The sequence below is a fragment of the Bdellovibrio bacteriovorus genome (assembly GCF_001592745.1).
In the GTDB taxonomy this organism is placed as follows: Bacteria; Bdellovibrionota; Bdellovibrionia; order Bdellovibrionales; family Bdellovibrionaceae; genus Bdellovibrio; species Bdellovibrio bacteriovorus_B.
Window position 1 is genome coordinate 1,791,945 of sequence record NZ_LUKD01000001.1, and the last position, 15,579, is coordinate 1,807,523.

The 15,579-nt window shown below is 45.5% G+C and carries 14 protein-coding genes; 10 read left to right on the forward strand and 4 right to left on the reverse strand.

The window, feature by feature from the left end:
• Nucleotides 1-113 precede the first annotated feature (113 nt).
• The 4 genes from AZI87_RS08650 (at nt 114) to AZI87_RS08665 (ending at nt 4,688) form a co-directional block, all read left to right on the forward strand.
• Nucleotides 114-1,736: a peptide-binding protein gene (locus AZI87_RS08650; RefSeq protein WP_063206160.1), complete on the forward strand. Its 1,623-nt coding sequence runs from the start codon at nt 114-116 to the stop codon at nt 1,734-1,736.
• 137 nt (nt 1,737-1,873) lie between these two features.
• Nucleotides 1,874-2,908 carry an ABC transporter permease subunit gene (locus tag AZI87_RS08655; protein WP_172795342.1) on the forward strand — a complete coding sequence of 345 codons (1,035 nt, stop codon included), beginning with the start codon at nt 1,874-1,876 and terminating at the stop codon, nt 2,906-2,908.
• Nucleotides 2,905-3,933 carry an ABC transporter permease subunit gene (locus AZI87_RS08660; protein ID WP_253696574.1) on the forward strand — a complete coding sequence of 343 codons (1,029 nt, stop codon included), beginning with the start codon at nt 2,905-2,907 and terminating at the stop codon, nt 3,931-3,933. Before AZI87_RS08655 ends, AZI87_RS08660 begins: the two co-directional genes overlap by 4 nt.
• Before the next feature lie 158 nt (nt 3,934-4,091).
• Nucleotides 4,092-4,688 (forward strand): transposase, encoded by a 597-nt coding sequence (locus AZI87_RS08665; protein ID WP_172795507.1) that lies wholly within the window; start codon nt 4,092-4,094, stop codon nt 4,686-4,688.
• A 54-nt stretch (nt 4,689-4,742) separates the two neighbouring features.
• On the opposite strand, the gene speA is transcribed toward AZI87_RS08665, so the two are convergent.
• Together speA and leuS are read right to left on the reverse strand one after the other, a co-directional pair.
• The gene (gene speA, locus AZI87_RS08670; RefSeq protein ID WP_063206162.1) at nt 4,743-6,647 is read right to left on the reverse strand and encodes a biosynthetic arginine decarboxylase; all 1,905 of its coding nucleotides are present in this window, start codon (nt 6,645-6,647) and stop codon (nt 4,743-4,745) included.
• A gap of 125 nt (nt 6,648-6,772) precedes the next feature.
• On the reverse strand, nt 6,773-9,166 hold the full coding sequence (gene leuS, locus AZI87_RS08675) for a leucine--tRNA ligase (protein WP_063206163.1): 2,394 nt from the start codon (nt 9,164-9,166) through the stop codon (nt 6,773-6,775).
• A 225-nt stretch (nt 9,167-9,391) separates the two neighbouring features.
• Here leuS and AZI87_RS08680 point away from each other — a divergent pair, with 225 nt between their 5' ends.
• Genes AZI87_RS08680 through trmB form a run of 3 tightly spaced genes read left to right on the forward strand, consistent with a single transcriptional unit; the run spans nt 9,392 to nt 12,140 of the window.
• Entirely contained in the window at nt 9,392-10,390 is a 999-nt protein-coding gene (locus AZI87_RS08680) for a GGDEF domain-containing response regulator (RefSeq protein ID WP_063206164.1), read from the forward strand.
• Between the two features lie 39 nt (nt 10,391-10,429).
• Nucleotides 10,430-11,464, forward strand: coding sequence for a cation diffusion facilitator family transporter (locus tag AZI87_RS08685; protein ID WP_063206165.1), 1,035 nt, complete (start codon nt 10,430-10,432; stop codon nt 11,462-11,464).
• Nucleotides 11,442-12,140 carry a tRNA (guanine(46)-N(7))-methyltransferase TrmB gene (trmB, locus tag AZI87_RS08690; RefSeq protein ID WP_253696576.1) on the forward strand — a complete coding sequence of 233 codons (699 nt, stop codon included), beginning with the start codon at nt 11,442-11,444 and terminating at the stop codon, nt 12,138-12,140. Before AZI87_RS08685 ends, trmB begins: the two co-directional genes overlap by 23 nt.
• On the opposite strand, the gene AZI87_RS08695 is transcribed toward trmB, so the two are convergent.
• Nucleotides 12,141-13,214, reverse strand: a complete 1,074-nt coding sequence (locus AZI87_RS08695) for a hypothetical protein (RefSeq protein WP_063206166.1) — start codon at nt 13,212-13,214, stop codon at nt 12,141-12,143.
• Between the two features lie 131 nt (nt 13,215-13,345).
• Here AZI87_RS08695 and AZI87_RS08700 point away from each other — a divergent pair, with 131 nt between their 5' ends.
• Complete coding sequence (locus AZI87_RS08700; RefSeq protein ID WP_063206167.1) at nt 13,346-13,654, forward strand: hypothetical protein; 309 nt, start codon at nt 13,346-13,348, stop codon at nt 13,652-13,654.
• 51 nt (nt 13,655-13,705) lie between these two features.
• Here AZI87_RS08700 and AZI87_RS08705 read toward each other — a convergent pair whose 3' ends face one another.
• A complete protein-coding gene (locus tag AZI87_RS08705; protein WP_063206168.1) occupies nt 13,706-13,993 on the reverse strand; it encodes a 2Fe-2S iron-sulfur cluster-binding protein in 288 nt (95 codons plus the stop codon).
• 106 nt (nt 13,994-14,099) lie between these two features.
• On the opposite strand from AZI87_RS08705, the gene trxB reads away from it, so the two are divergent.
• Both trxB and AZI87_RS08715 read left to right on the forward strand, forming a co-directional pair.
• Entirely contained in the window at nt 14,100-15,044 is a 945-nt protein-coding gene (gene trxB / locus AZI87_RS08710) for a thioredoxin-disulfide reductase (RefSeq protein WP_063206169.1), read from the forward strand.
• Nucleotides 15,045-15,051: 7 nt separating this feature from the next.
• Nucleotides 15,052-15,549 (forward strand): response regulator, encoded by a 498-nt coding sequence (locus tag AZI87_RS08715; RefSeq protein WP_063206170.1) that lies wholly within the window; start codon nt 15,052-15,054, stop codon nt 15,547-15,549.
• Nucleotides 15,550-15,579 lie beyond the last annotated feature (30 nt).

Sequence of the window (15,579 nt, forward strand, 5' to 3'; positions counted from 1 at the left end):
TTTAAGCATAGCGTCAATCGAGCAATAACTTGATTATTTTTCTCGCATAACCGATTTTAACCGCACTTTGGGAAGTACGTAAATTCCCTACGAAATTCTTTGGAGGAATCACAATGAATATGAAGGGTCTCCTAGCTCTTATTTTGAGTTCAGCTTTGACAGCACCCGCTTTTGCAGCAGCACCCAATGCTAACGCACCAAAAGGCGGAAATTTCGTTTTTAACCTTGGCGGCGAGCCTCCAACGGTTCACCCGATCACAGCTACTGACGCTTACTCACGTTACGTACAAAACTACGTGTGTGATGGTATGGCGACTCGTGACTCTGAGACATACGACTGGAAACCTCGTTTGGCTGAGAAGTGGGAAATCTCCAAAGACAATAAAGTTTTCACTTTCCACCTTCGCAAAGACGCTGTTTTCCACGACGGCACGCCAGTAACTGCTGAAGACGTGAAGTTCTCTTTCGATGCTATCTTTGAACCAAAATACGAAGCGGCTCACTTGCGCCCTTACTATGAAGGTTTGACGAAAGCGGAGGTTCTCGACGCTCACACAATCCGTTTCACGGCACGTGACCTTTACTTCAACAACTTCGAATCTGCTGCGACTTTGACTGTCATCCCTAAGAAGATCTACAGCGATATTGAAAAGTCTAAGAAAATGAACCGCCAACTTATCTGCGCGGGCCCTTACGTACTTTCTAAGTTTGACCGTGGCCAAGTTATCACTTTGAAAAAATTTGATAAATGGTATGGCAATAAAGATGCAGCTTATGCTGGCATGTACAACTTCGACACAATCACTATGCGCTTCTACAAAGACGAAAACGTAGAACTTGAGCGCGCGAAAAAAGGTGAATTGGATTACCTTGATCTACGTGTTGAAGCCTTCATGAAAAAAACAGAAGGTGCTCCTTGGGGCAAAACAATCATCAAGCACAAAGTTGAAAATAGTGCTCCTAAATCTTACGGCTTCATTGGCTGGAACTTCCGCAAAGAATTGTTCCAAGACAGAAACGTACGTGTGGCTTTGGCTCACTTGTTGAACCGTGAAGAGATGAATAAAAAGTTCCGTTACGGAATGTCTGATCTTGCTAACGGCGCGATCTACTTGCGTTCTGAATACAACCCAGGCAACAAAGCTCTTGAGTTCAATCCGAAGAAAGCTCAGGAACTTTTGGCTAAAGCTGGTTGGACTGACAAAGACAAAAACGGTGTTCTAGAAAAAGAAGTGAACGGCAAACGTTCTGAATTCAAATTCACTTTGATCTACCCATCAAAAGACACTGAAAAATACTACACTATGTATCGTGAAGACTTGAAAAAAGCCGGTATCGATATGGAATTGAAGTATCTTGAGTGGAACTCTTTCTTGAAGCTTGTTGACGAAGGTAACTTCGACGCTGTGACAATGGCGTGGGGTGGCGGTTCCGTAGATCCAGATCCAAAACAAATCTGGCACTCTGCGAGCTCTGTAGCTGGTGGATCTAACTTCATCGCTTACAAAAACCCAGAAGTAGACAAATTGATCGACGAAGCTCGTGTTGAGCCTAACAAGGCTAAACGTGTGGCGGCTTTGAAAAAGGTTTACGCTAAGATCGCTGAAGACGCTCCATACGCGTTCTTATTCAACGACAAATACGCTTTCTACGCTAACTCATCTCGCATGGGTATGCCTGCAGAGACGTTCAAATATGAGATCGGTAGAGATTACTGGTGGTTGAAGGCTCAATAGTCTTCACCCAGGCGCCGACATATTAATTTTTTTTCCAGAAGGCGTACAATGTACGCCTTCTTTCTTGCGCCTCACTAAAAATAGTATTACAGCGTAACTATCTTTTCTCATCATAAAAGTATTGTGGGAGTAGGGCTTTGATCGTTTACCTGATTCGCCGATTGTTATTGATGATTCCGACGTTTTTCGGGATTACCGTAGTCACCTTTGTGTTGATTAACTTAGCTCCTGGAAGTCCCATCGAGCAGAAGCTTCAAGCTATCCGTTTCGGCGCTGCCGGCGGTGGTGGAGGCGGCGGCGGGGGTAGCATCAATACCCGCGGCGACACCTCCGTAAACGAAGAAGTTATCGAGGCTCTAAAAAAGCAATATGGCTTTGATAAGCCCCTTCATGTTCGTTACTTCATCTGGCTAAAAAACCTCACTCGTCTTGATTTCGGTGAAAGTTTTACTTACCAAGAACCCGTTATCGACGTTATTAAAAGTAAATTTCCAGTTTCCCTGCAGTTCGGTATTGCCTCCCTTATTTTAACTTATCTGGTCTGTATTCCTTTAGGGGTGCGGAAAGCCATTAAAGCAGGCGCCTCTTTTGACCGAGTGACGACGATCCTGCTGAATCTGACGTACTCGATTCCTCCGCTGGTGTTGGGTATCTTCTTGATCGTTGTGTTCGCAGGTAAACTGAATATGTTCCCAATCGGTGGTATTCAGTCTGACGACTATGAGTCCTTAACAACCATGGGTAAATTGTGGGACCGTGTTCACCACTTCGTTCTTCCTTTGATCTGTTACATGATCGGTGGTTTCACGGAGCTTTCAGTTCTTATGCGTAACTCGATGTTGGACATCATCAAGTCTGACTTCGTTCGTACGGCGCGCGCGAAAGGTCTTTCTGAAAACATCGTTATCTTTAAACATGCTCTTCGTAATGCCTTGATCCCTATCGCGACAGGTTTGGGTGGTTTCTTCGGAGCCTTCCTTGCTGGTTCGTTGATCATTGAGCAGATGTTTAACTTGGACGGTATCGGTCTTCTTGGATATCAATCTGTTCTTTCGCGTGATTATAACGTGATCATGGGATTGACGTTCATTTCATCGTTACTTTTGATGTTTGGCCGCGTATTCAGCGACATCATCTATGTTCTTATCGACCCAAGGATTGACTTCAAATGATGGATCCAATTCAGAAATATCTTATTAAGAATGAACTTACGCTTAAACGCTACAAGCGATTTAAGCGCGATCGCACTGCTGTGATCTCTGTTTGGATTCTATTGACGATGTTCTTCTTCAGCTTCACGGCAGAGCTTTGGGCAAACAACCGTCCTCATATCGTTAGTTATCACGGTAAACTTTATTTCCCACTTTTCGTAGACTACCATCCGACTGATTTTGGTCGCGATGATATCTACGTGATGGATTATCGCCAGCTTGAGATGAAAGAGGGCGACTGGTCTGTATGGCCCATTATTCAGTGGGATCCGTACGAAAGTAACAAAACAGTTGATACGTATCCTTCTCCTCCAACTTCAGTGAACTGGATTGGGACGGATGAAAGTGGTCGTGACGTGATGACACGTCTTCTTTACGGTTTCCGTTACACAATGCTTTTTGCTATCGGAAGCTGGATTGCCACTTACGCGATTGGTATCACGTTGGGTTCTTTGATGGGTTACCTTGGTGGTAAAACGGACTTAGTTGGTCAACGTATCGTAGAAATCGTTGAAAGTACGCCGATCCTTTTCGTTTTGATCACGATCATTTCGATCTTCACACCAAGTTTGCCATTGTTGATCATCTTCTTTGCGTTGTTCAGTTGGACAGGAATTTCTGCTTACATGCGTGCGCAATTCCTTTCATTAAGAAAGCGTGAGTACGTAGAAGCCGCTAAAGCTATCGGCGCAGATCACAAACGTATTATCGGTAAACACATTCTTCCGAATGGTTTAACACCGATCGTAACCTTCGCTCCGTTCTTCATCGCCGGTGGCGTAAATACTTTGTCTTTCCTAGATTACTTGGGATTGGGACTGGTTCCTCCAACACCAAGCTGGGGTGAGTTGATGGCCCAAGCACAAAAATGGTTCACCATTGCCGAGTGGCTAGTATGGGGACCGATGGTTGCGATCGTTCTCACATTGACGGTCCTAATCAACATCGGCCTCGCAGTCCGCGACGCCTTCGACTCGAAAATGTAAAGGTACCTGCTTCCCTTTGTATCGAAAAGGAACCAGGTTTCGGAAGCGCTAAAATCTGAAACCAAATTAAAGAGACTTCCTGATGGAAGTCTCTTTTGCTTTCTAGGTCTAGCATGCCTAGAAAAAAGCAAATTTTTACCTCTGAATATCCATATCATTTGTCTGCAAGATGCCATAACAAAGAGTGGTTCGATCTGCCGATGTGGCAGGTGTGGGCTGTGATGTCTAAGTATCTTTCTTATATTTCTGGAACCTACAAAATGGAAATCCATTCGTTCGTTTTGATGAACAATCACTTCCATTTGATTGCCCGATTTCCGGAAAACAATATGGCTGAAGCGATGAACTACTTCATGAGAGAAACTTCCAGGGTGATTTCCCGAAAGGCGGATAGGATCAATCAAACTTACGGTGGGCGTTATTTTCGTTCCGTGATTACGAAGAACAACTATTTAGATCACGTTTACAAATATGTGTATCGGAATCCCGTTGAAGCTGGTGTGGTAGAGAATGTGCAAGACTATCAGTTCAGTACCCTCTATTTGAAACTTAATGGCGTTAGTTGTGATTTTCCAATAGTCGATGATCCTCGTCTTTCGGCAATGCAATTGAATTCAACTTTGCTTTGGCTGAATACAGTCCCAAACGCGAATGACAAAGAAGAGGTGAGGAAGGCATTAAAAAAGCCCGAGTTCAGTTTGACGTCTCGGGCTTCTGGTTTCTTTGTGCATCATTTGGAGGTCGATCCTTTTTAGATCGACCTTTTTTAAAGAACCTGGTTCCTTTTTAACACAAAGGGAAGCAGGTACCTATTCGGCTTCTTCTAGGTAGGTGTAACCGGAGAGTCCTTCTTCGTAGTGCTTGATCAGAAGTTTGGCTTCTTGTTTTGTGATTGAGCCTTTTTGAATACTTTCTTCAGTAGCTTGACGAACATTGTCCACCATTTCAGAGCGGCCGTACTGAACGTAAGAAAGAACTTCCGTTACCGTGTCGCCTGGTACGTAGTGATCAATTGTGTAGCCGACACCGTTCAAAGAAATATGAACTGCATCGGTGTCGCCGAACAAGTTATGAAGATCGCCCAGGATCTCTTGATAAGCGCCCGTTAGGAATACGCCCAAGTAGTATTGTTGGCCGTCTGTGAATTGGTGCAGACGAACGGTGTCCTTCGGGGTTCCTGATTCTGTGTCGATGAATTTTTCAATCACCCCGTCAGAGTCACAAGTCAAATCCGCAAGAGTTGTTTCACGAGAAGGCTCTTCGCCCAAACGGTGAATAGGGATCACTGGGAACAACTGACCTACTGCCCAAGAATCTGGAACCGATTGGAACACAGAGAAGTTCGAGAAGTAAGTGTCGCAAAGTTCTTTAGAAAGAGCCGCGATAATGTCTTCGGTATCTGAAACCGTTTTTGCAAGCTTCACCATCTTAGTGGCGATAGCGAAGTACATGCTTTCACACCAAGCACGTTGTTCTAAAGACAAGACGCCGTAAGTGAAGAGCTGCAAAGTTTCTTGCTTAGCTTGTTCTAAGTCATTGAAGCATTCGTTGATATTGTCCTTGTTCACCTTTTCAAAGATGTACTGCATGTCTTGCATGATCGAAGGATCTGCTTTTGTCGCCGGACGAGGCGGTTCGTGGCGGTGAAGATCGTTCACGCCCAAAACGTTGAAAACTAGAACCGAGTGATGGGCCACCAAGAAGCGACCAGACTCTGTCACGATGTTTGGATGTGGGATGCCTTTTTCATCACAAAGAGTTTGCAGAACGGACACGATGTCATTCGCGTACTCTTGTTCAGAATAGTTCACAGAGCTGTCAGAGTGGCCAGAGCCGTCGTAGTCGATACCAAGACCGCCACCGACGTCGATGTATTTAAGGCCCGCGCCCATTTTATAAAGCTCAGTATAGAAACGTGCGCCCTCTTTCAAAGAGGACTTGATAGATTGGATCGCTGGAACTTGAGAACCGATGTGGTAGTGAAGAAGCTCAAGGCAATCAAGCATGCCTTCGTTTTTCAAGTACTCAACGCCTTCAACGATTTCAACTGCCGTCAAACCGAACTTAGAACGAGCGCCTGAAGAATCAACCCATTTACCCGCACCTTGCGTGTTCAATTTTGCGCGGAAGCCGATTTTTGGACGAGCGTTGAACTTCTTCGCTGTGTCCACGATCATTTTCAATTCTTCTTTACGGTCGACGACGATGATCGTGTTGCGACCTAATTTTTGAGAAAGAATTGCGGTTTCGATGTATTCGAAGTCCTTAAAGCCGTTGCAGATGATCAACGCGTTTTCCGTGTTCATCAAAGCAAGAACGACAAGAAGCTCTGGCTTAGAGCCGCACTCAAGACCCATAGAAAAGCCACGGCCGTATTTCACCAGCTCTTGCACCAAGTGACGTTGTTGGTTCACCTTGATCGGGTAAACGCCACGGTATTGGCCTTTGTAACCATGATCGGCAAAAGCTTTTTGGAAACAACCGTTCAAAAGCTCTACGCGAGATTTAATAATTTCTGGAAAACGGATCATGATAGGAACGCGGATACCACGGTCCAAAAGATCCTGAGTAAGTTCGAACAAGTCTACAGAAGGTCCACTTGCTCCCATTGGAGTAACAGAGACATTGCCTGCTCCGTTAATTCTGAAATAACCGTTGCCCCAGTTGTTAATCCCATAAAGCTCAGCACTTTTTTCAGGACTCCAATTTGACATCTCTTTTGGCCCTCACTCTTCTTTCTTTTACGAAAGAGGTTATATTTTCTAGCGGGGCCGTAAAGATTTTTTTTGAAAATCTGGTCCTTTTCGGGCGCCCGCGAGGCACCCGCGAAGGTGCCAGTTTATTTCACGATCAAATTTAAAATTCTGCCGGCTTTATAAATCACTTTGTCAGGATTTTTTCCAGCTAAAACTGCAGACACTCCGGCTACGGCTTTCGCCGCCGCTAAAGCTTCGTCTTCTGAAGCCGTCGGGCTTACTTCGATCGTGCCGCGCATTTTTCCATTCACTTGCACGCCGATAGTCACAGTGTCGTCAGCGACGAGGGTACTATCATATTTTGGCCATGGAGCCAAAGAGCAAAGTCCTTCTCCGCCCATTTTTTCCCACAATTCTTCGGCCAAATGTGGAGCAAAAGGAGCCAAGATTTGCACCAGCGGTTTTAGAGCCTCTTCTGAGCGGCACTCGGCCTTATAAAGCTCGTTCACCAAGATCATCATCGCGCTGATCGCCGTGTTAAAGCTCATGCTTTCGATGTCTTCTGTGACTTTCTTGATCGTTTTATGAACTAATTTCTTAATGTCATCTGGAGCCGCGCCTTTTGTAGCCACATATTGGCCTTCGTCGCTGACCACCAAGCGGCTGATGCGATCCAAGAAACGCTTCACGCCGTCAATACCTGTTGGCGCCCACGGTTTATCCTTGTCGACAGGTCCCATGAAGCTGATAAATGTTCTCATTGCGTCGGCGCCGTGGCTTTTTGCAATGGTGTCAGGAGAAATCACGTTTCCACGAGATTTCGACATTTTTTCGCCATCAGGTCCCAAGATCATTCCTTGGTGAAGAAGCTTTTGGAAAGGCTCATCATGAGTGACAAGACCGCAGTCAAAAAGAACCTTCATCCAGAAGCGCGAGTAAAGAAGATGGCCGACCGTATGCTCGGGTCCACCGACGTAAAGATCCACTGGCATCCAGTATTTCTCGGCTTCCGCACTGAAAGGCGCTTGATCATTTTTTGGGTCGATGTAACGCAAGAAATACCAAGAAGAACCCGCCGCACCTGGCATAGTGTCGGTTTCGCGTCTTCCTTCTTTACCATCACGAGAATAATGAACCCATTCGGCATTGCGAGCTAGAGGGGCCTCGCCCGTGTCAGCAGGTTCGTAATCTGCCACCTCTGGAAGAATCACTGGAAGTTCGTTCACAGGAACTCCGCGAGAACCATCGGCAAAGTGAACAATTGGGAACGGTTCGCCCCAGTAGCGTTGACGACTGAAAAGCCAGTCACGCAATTTATATTGCACTTCGCGCACGCCCAGTTTTTTACTTTCAAGATGCGAAAGCATTTTCTTGATAGCGTCTGCTTTTGAGAGGCCATTTAGGAAGTCTGAATTCACCAAAGTGCCATCGCCTTCAAATGGCAATGTTTCGCCACCCTCAAGAACGCGCTTTACTGGTAAATTAAATTTTGTCGCGAATTCAAAATCGCGAGCATCATGACCTGGAACCGCCATAATAGCGCCGGTGCCGTAGTCTAAAAGAACGTAGTCCGCAATCCACACCGGAATCTTTTCACCCGTAATTGGATGAAGAGCATAAGCGCCGGTGAAAACTCCCGTCTTATCTGTTGTAGCTTTACGTTCCACTTCCGACTTGCGCGAAGTCGCTTCAACATAAGCTTCTACAGATGATTTTTCCGCAGCGGTCGTGATTTTTTTTACGAGCTCATGTTCTGGAGCCATGACCATGAAGCTGACACCGAACAATGTATCCGGGCGAGTCGTGAAAACCTCAAAAGATTCTGACGTGCCGTCTACTTTGAAAGTAATGCGTGCGCCTTCGCTTTTGCCGATCCAGTTGCGTTGCGCCTCTTTGGTTCTTTCTGGCCAGTCTACTTTGTCTAAATCGTTCAAAAGACGTTCAGCGTAGTCCGTGATTTTAAGCATCCACTGTTTCATCGGAACGCGGATAACGGGATGTCCACCACGTTCGGACTTGCCATCGATGACTTCGTCGTTCGCCAAAACTGTTTTCAAAGCCGGGCACCAGTTCACAGGAACTTCTTTTTGGTAAGCTAGGCCGCGTTCGTAAAGTTTTAAGAAAATAAATTGAGTCCACTTGTAGTAGCTTGGTTCGCACGTGGAGATCTCGCGGCTCCAATCAAAGCTAAATCCGTAAGACTGAAGTGTGTTGCGGAAGCTTTCAATCGCTTTTTGAGTTGTGATGGCCGGATGGATTCCAGTTTGGATGGCATACTGCTCTGCCGGTAATCCGAAGGCATCGTAGCCCATGGGATGAAGAACGTTAAAACCGTTCACACGTTTGTAGCGTGAAACGATATCACCGGGGGTGTAAGAAGCCATATGACCGATGTGCAATCCCGAGCCTGATGGGTAGGGGAACATGTCCAGAGCATAGTATTTAGGTTTCTTGCTATTTGACTCAGCTTGAAACGCTTTTTGCTCGGCCCATTTTTTTTGCCATTTCGATTCAATTTCAGAGAAGTTCAAACTCATAACGGACATCCTTACAAACGTTTAAGTACTCCGTTTAGTCCTATACAAAAACACCCTCAAATTCAACGTATATGCAGTCGCAAACAAGTCTGTTTTGCAAAACGCCGTTCCGCAATCTGGCCCAAGATTTAGGTCCAGCCCAGACCTCGTCGATGGATCAGAATTTTCCTTAATCAAATCTCGAAATTAACCGATGAGTGAGGCAGACGTTACACTGGTATGTAGATGAGTTTTGAAAACAGCTCCAAACAACCTAAAAGTCGCCGCATTCTAGTAATCGACGACGATAAAGACAGCTTAGAGATTCTTTTAGAACCTCTGAGATGGGAAGGCTATGACGCTCGTGGTGTCACCACTGAAAAAGAAGCGCACAACCTTATCGAGACTTGGATTCCTCAGGTTGTCATCCTGGACTGGATGGCTCCGTCCATGGCGGGCTTAAGAGTTCTAAAAACCATACGTGAAAGACTGAATCACGTTTCTTGTGTGTTCGTTTCTGAAAATTCCAGCACTGAAGCGATTATTGAAGCCCTGGATTCAGGTGCCGACGATTACATTGTAAAACCTTTTGTTCCTCTTGAATTATTAGCTCGCATCCGTACGCAATTGCGTATTCGTGACTTGCATGAGCAACTTCTTTACGCCAACGAAAAACTGAAAGAGCTTGTTGATACCGACGACTTAACGGGTCTGTACAATATGCGTTCGCTTTATCAGCGTTTGGATTTCGAGATGGAGCGTGGTCGCCGTTTCCACCGTGACGTCTGTGTTGTCATGATGGATATGGATTATTTCAAAACTGTGAATGATGGACACGATCACTTGTTCGGAAGTTACGTTCTTTCCGAAGTGGGTAAAATCATTCGCGCCAACACTCGCAATATCGACATCCCGGCTCGTTACGGTGGAGACGAATTCCTGGTTGTTTTGACGGAAACCAATCACGAAGGCGCTATGTACTTCTGTGAACGTTTGCGTGAGAACATTCAGAAGACGACTTTCCGTAATGGAGAGGACTCAATCAAATTAACGGCTTCTGTGGGTTTTGCCATCACCATCCCTGGTGAAAATATCAGTGCCCGCGAGCTGGTTCGCCGTGCCGACCATGCGCTTTATGATGCGAAACGTGGCGGTCGCAATATGGTTTGTTATTACAAGCCAGAACAGGCTCCTGTGGTGGAACTCAAGTCTGCCGCGCAAAAACGCCGAAAAGCAGCAGGTTAGTCATTGACGAACTAAGAGGGATCAACGAAAACCCTCTATATGGCGTCAGACATTCTTTCAGACTCAGCAAATAAAATTAGAAATCGAGCCGCATGGATTTCCGCCATCGCAAGTTTTTTGATATTTGCCTTAAAGATGGGCGCTTATCGTATTACCGGCTCGACCGCCGTTTTATCCGATGCTCTTGAAAGTATTGTGAACGTCGTGGCCTCTTTAGTAGCTTTGTATGTCGTTCGTTTTGCCGCTCAACCTGCCGATCATGAACATCCTTATGGACATGGTAAAGCAGAGTCTTTTAGTTCGGCCTTTGAAGGTGGTCTGATCTTCTTTGCGGCCTTGATGATTATTTACGAGAGTATCAAGGCCCTGATCTATCACGAGCCGACTCAACAACTCGAGATCGGTTTGTTAGTGGTCGCGGTTGCAGCTTTGTTAAATTTGGGTCTTGGGCTTTATTTAAAACACATCGGTAAAACTCATCATTCTGACGCTCTTAAAGCCAGTGGTGCTCATGTCATTTCGGATGTGCTTACGACTGCAGGCGTGATGGTGGGGCTGGGTTTGGTTCTGCTGACGGATCTTCAGTGGATAGATCCTGTTGTCGCTATCTTGGTCGGATTGCAGCTGGCATATTCCGGATACAAAATTGTACGTGAATCCCTAGGTATTTTGATGGACGAGCAGGATGAGGAAATCTTAGAGGATCTCACAGATGTTTTGGCGAAATGTCGCGAGCCCGGCGTGATTGATATTCATCATTTACGCATCATTCGTTCGGGACGTTTTCATCACGTTGATGCTCACATGGTCATTCCTGAATATTGGGATATCGTGAAAGCACATGATCTGATTCATCGCTATGAATCTTGTGTGGTGGCGGCTTATAAGTTTGATGGAGAGCTCGCTTTTCACTTAGACCCATGTAAAAAATCCTACTGCCGCGCTTGCGATGTCTTGACGTGCCCTATTCGACAGCAGCCCTATGAGAGTTTGCGTCCGTTCACAGTGAAAAGCTTGACCGACGGCCCTCGTCCGACTAATCAAGGGGCCTATGACAATCCCGGTTCCACGTAGACGAATCAATATCACTAAAGATTTACCAAACCAAAACGCCTATACCTTGGCGTTGAACGGTGAGTATGCTCACGTTGCCTTTGACGAGCTTCGTGCTCCTCTGAATAAAGGCAAATGGCGTTCGGATGTTTTTAAAGCCGATGCGGCTTTGCCAATGGACGTGGAAGTCGGAACGGGGAACGGAACTTACTTCGCTCATCATGCGAAGACTCACTCACAACGTCTGCTGGTGGGATTAGAGCTTAAGTATAAGCCTTTGATCCAAACTATTCGTCGCGCGGTGACCGATGGCTGCAAAAACGCGGCGATCGCTCGCTATCACGCCTTCAATATCGAAGAGCTTTTCACTGAAGGTGAGATTGACAATGTTTACATCCACTTTCCAGATCCTTGGACTTCGCCTAAGAAACCCAAGAATCGTTTTGTTTGTAAGCAAAACTTGGATATTCTGTATCGCTTGCAGAAGCCGGGTTCCTTCATCAATTTCAAAACAGACTCTTTGGTTTATTTCTTGTGGGCGATGGATGAAATCCGTCAGTCTTCTTACAAGATTATTTTTGAAACTCAGGATTTGCATAATTCTGAAATGAAAGACCAAAATTTCGAAACTGCATTCGAAAAGATCTTCTTGCGTGAAGGTATTAAAATTAATTTCGTGCGCCTGCAAAAAGTTTAATTACTTAAAGAATAGCGGAACCACTTCGATCGCGATCAGCACAATGATGATGATCTCTAAAAGTTGGTTCCGTTTTTCGTTAGCCTCACCCACGAACAGCCGGGACACTTGCGCCAGGTTTGAAAGTTTTTGGTCGACACTGTCTTTCCAGTCCTTAAAGCGCAGTCTTTGCGAGGCGGCGCGGAAGATCTTTGCCAAATAGAAATCCCCGACCACTTTCATGGTGTTCTCAACGCTTTCAACGGTGTCTGAGATGTCGAGATAAATTTGGGCTGCTTCTCTTGATAAACGCGAATAGTGATTCTGAAAAATACTGAAACGTTTTTTCTCTAAAGAAGAATACAAGTAAGTCAGTCTTTCATCCAAAAGATCGTCGTAATAGCGCATTTCCAGCAACTGACAAAGAGAGAACTCGATGACGTCAATGATGTCCGTCGATCCAGAAGGTTCAATAATTAAAGCCGAATTCCAGTCGATAACCGCCAGATCATCTTGGCTGTATTGAAATGTGCTGTCCAAAATCGTCTTTTTAATTTGTTCAGACAGAGTTTCGTTATTTTCGGACAGAATCAAACGAAAGACATCGTAACGATTAAAGACTTCCATCGCGTTTTTTTCGCAGCCTTCAAGGCTTTGAAAGAAATAGCACGCGTAGTCTTCATAAGTTTCCCAGTTCACCGTGGAAACCGGACGACCTAATCCTGTAACGATCTGCTCTACACGTTTTTTCGCTAAGTCATGAAGGTTTGAATCATTTTCTAGGAAGTTACCCAATGCAATTAGGCGCTCCCAAGTCAGTCCTTTAGGAAGAATGAAGGACATCGTTAAAGAGACTGCACCGAAATGCCAAATCTTGGCTGTCACTTCTAAATCCAGTGGGTGACCTAAAGCACTGTACTTTGAGTTTTCAATCACCAGTGAAAGAGGAGGCTGATTGATGATCATCGCTTTGGATGAGCGGTTTAAACGGAAACGTTGGGCAGACGACGACATCTCGAAGTGGCGTTGCACACCTTCAAGGTTCACGTCTTTTCCGATATCAAATACGCGATAAATATGAATACGTCCGTTCATATAAATAGGCTATCGCGGCCAAGAAGACGTGTCAGTTGTTCAATTTGTAACTCAAGGTCCTGCGTCAAACAGCAGTTTGATCATGTTGGGCAAAAATCCGTTTATAATATTTTATAACGACGGAGGTAGATATGAAGCTCCTACTAGGGCTGATCCTTTCGGCACTTGTGTTAACGGCCGTAGTTGACACCGTTTTCGCTGCGATTCCTCCCGAACGTGATTCTGCGCAATTCATCGCCCCAAGTGAATCAATGACAGTCCTTCGAGGGAATGTGTCCTTGTGTAATTCCGAACGACCTCATGGGGGAAAGAAAGGATTGTCTTATATCCAGCTTGGTAAGGGCCCGTGTGCGGCCCAAGTCGCTACACCAATTGGATGGGATCGACCTGAAGAAGAAGCGACTTCTCCTGGAATTCCATTTGAAGGAAAAGGTCTATAAGTTTCGTTACCTTTATCGAGAGCCGCTTCTGCACCCCAAATAAATCTGTTTTTACCAGTACGTTGCATCGACGGTGACGTCGCCAATCACTTGAGTTTGGCAGCTAATGCGAACATCTTTTGGCAGATCTTTAGACTCCCTTAAGAAGGCCTCGGTTTCGTTTTCCGGGGTCAAATTCTCTTTGCCTTCCACAATGGTGATCTTGCACTTGGCGCAAACACCATCACCATCGCAACTTGAAGCGACGGGGAGGCCGGCTTCAAGAAGAGATTTCATCAGGTTTGCCCCCGAAGGAACCTCGAAAGCGGGACGATTTTTTTTAAACGAAATCAAAGGCATGGCTCATTGTAGCTGACGCAGTCCAAAACGTGCAAAGAAGTAATGAAAACAAGCCTGTTTGTGGTAGCCTAGGGGCGTAAATTGGTCCCTATTTTGTGAGGTTTCTATGACTCAAGATACTAAAGTTGAAAACGTGATTATTATCGGCTCAGGCCCTGCAGGTTTGACAGCGGCTGTTTACACATCTCGCGCGAATTTAGAACCATTGATGATCGAGGGCGAAGAAGCCGGTGGTCAATTGATGACGACAACAGAAGTGGAAAACTTCCCTGGCTTTGAGCATGGAATCACGGGACCTGATCTTATCACAGTGATGAGAAAACAAGCCGAAAGATTTGGAACTCGCTTTATCACTCGCAACGTGACGAAAGTGGATTTCTCGCAACGTCCATTCAAAGTTTGGATTGGTGACAAACTTCATTTAGCAAAATCAATCATCATTTCAACAGGCGCCAGTGCGAAGTACTTGGGTCTTCCTTCAGAAAGACAGTATTCAAACCGTGGGGTATCCGCGTGTGCAACTTGTGACGGGGCTTTCTTCCGCAACCAAGAAATTGGTGTTGTCGGTGGTGGTGACACAGCGATGGAAGAGGCCACTTTCCTAACTCGTTTTGCTTCTAAAGTTTATGTGATCCATAGACGCGATCATTTCCGCGCTTCCAAAATCATGGCTGAACGTGTGATGAAAAATCCAAAGATCGAAGTTCTTTGGAACACGGAAGTCACCGAAGTTATGGGCGATGGCAAAAGCATGACAAGCGCTAAGATCAGAGACGTCAACACGGGTGAGGTGAAAGATCTTGGTATTACGGGTCTATTCCTAGCCATTGGCCATAAGCCAAATACAGACCTTTTCAAAGGTATGTTGGATATGAATGAGACAGGGTATTTGATTACACAGCCAAACACGACCTATACTAATATTCCAGGTGTCTTTGCGGCCGGAGACGTGCAAGATCACGTATACCGCCAAGCCATCACGGCAGCCGGTACAGGCTGTATGGCAGCTATTGATGCTGAAAGATGGTTAGAAGCTCAAGGTTCTCACTAAGGAATGTATGAAGGATAAAAGAATCAACACGAAGGATTTAGTCGATAAAATCGAGAAGATGACGAAGGCGCGCATCGCAAGCCAAGACGTTGTCTCTTTAGATCAATTTCGTGAGGCGAAGAAGAAACTTGATCCCAAAGTGATCTTGGTCATCGAAGATGACGAGACCATGCGTTTGGCGATGAAGAGAATTCTAGAAACTGAAGGTTATGTGACAAAGCTTGCCGCTGACGCCACGGAACTTTCTACGGCCTTGGATGACCATCCGGTTGATTTGATTCTGATGGATGTAGGTCTTCCGTGGGTGAACGGTTTTGAACTGGCTCAGCTTCTGAAAGACCACCGTGATCTTAAAAAGATTCCGTTGGTTTTCGTTTCTGGCAAAGCCACCGAAGACGACATGAAAAAAGCTTTCGAAATCGGCGCTGATGACTATATCAAAAAGCCTTTCGACGTCGAAAAGCTTAAGAAAACTGTTCAGACACTTCTTAAATTGAACGAGTAGTTCAAGGGCCTTAGACGAAGGTACTGTCTC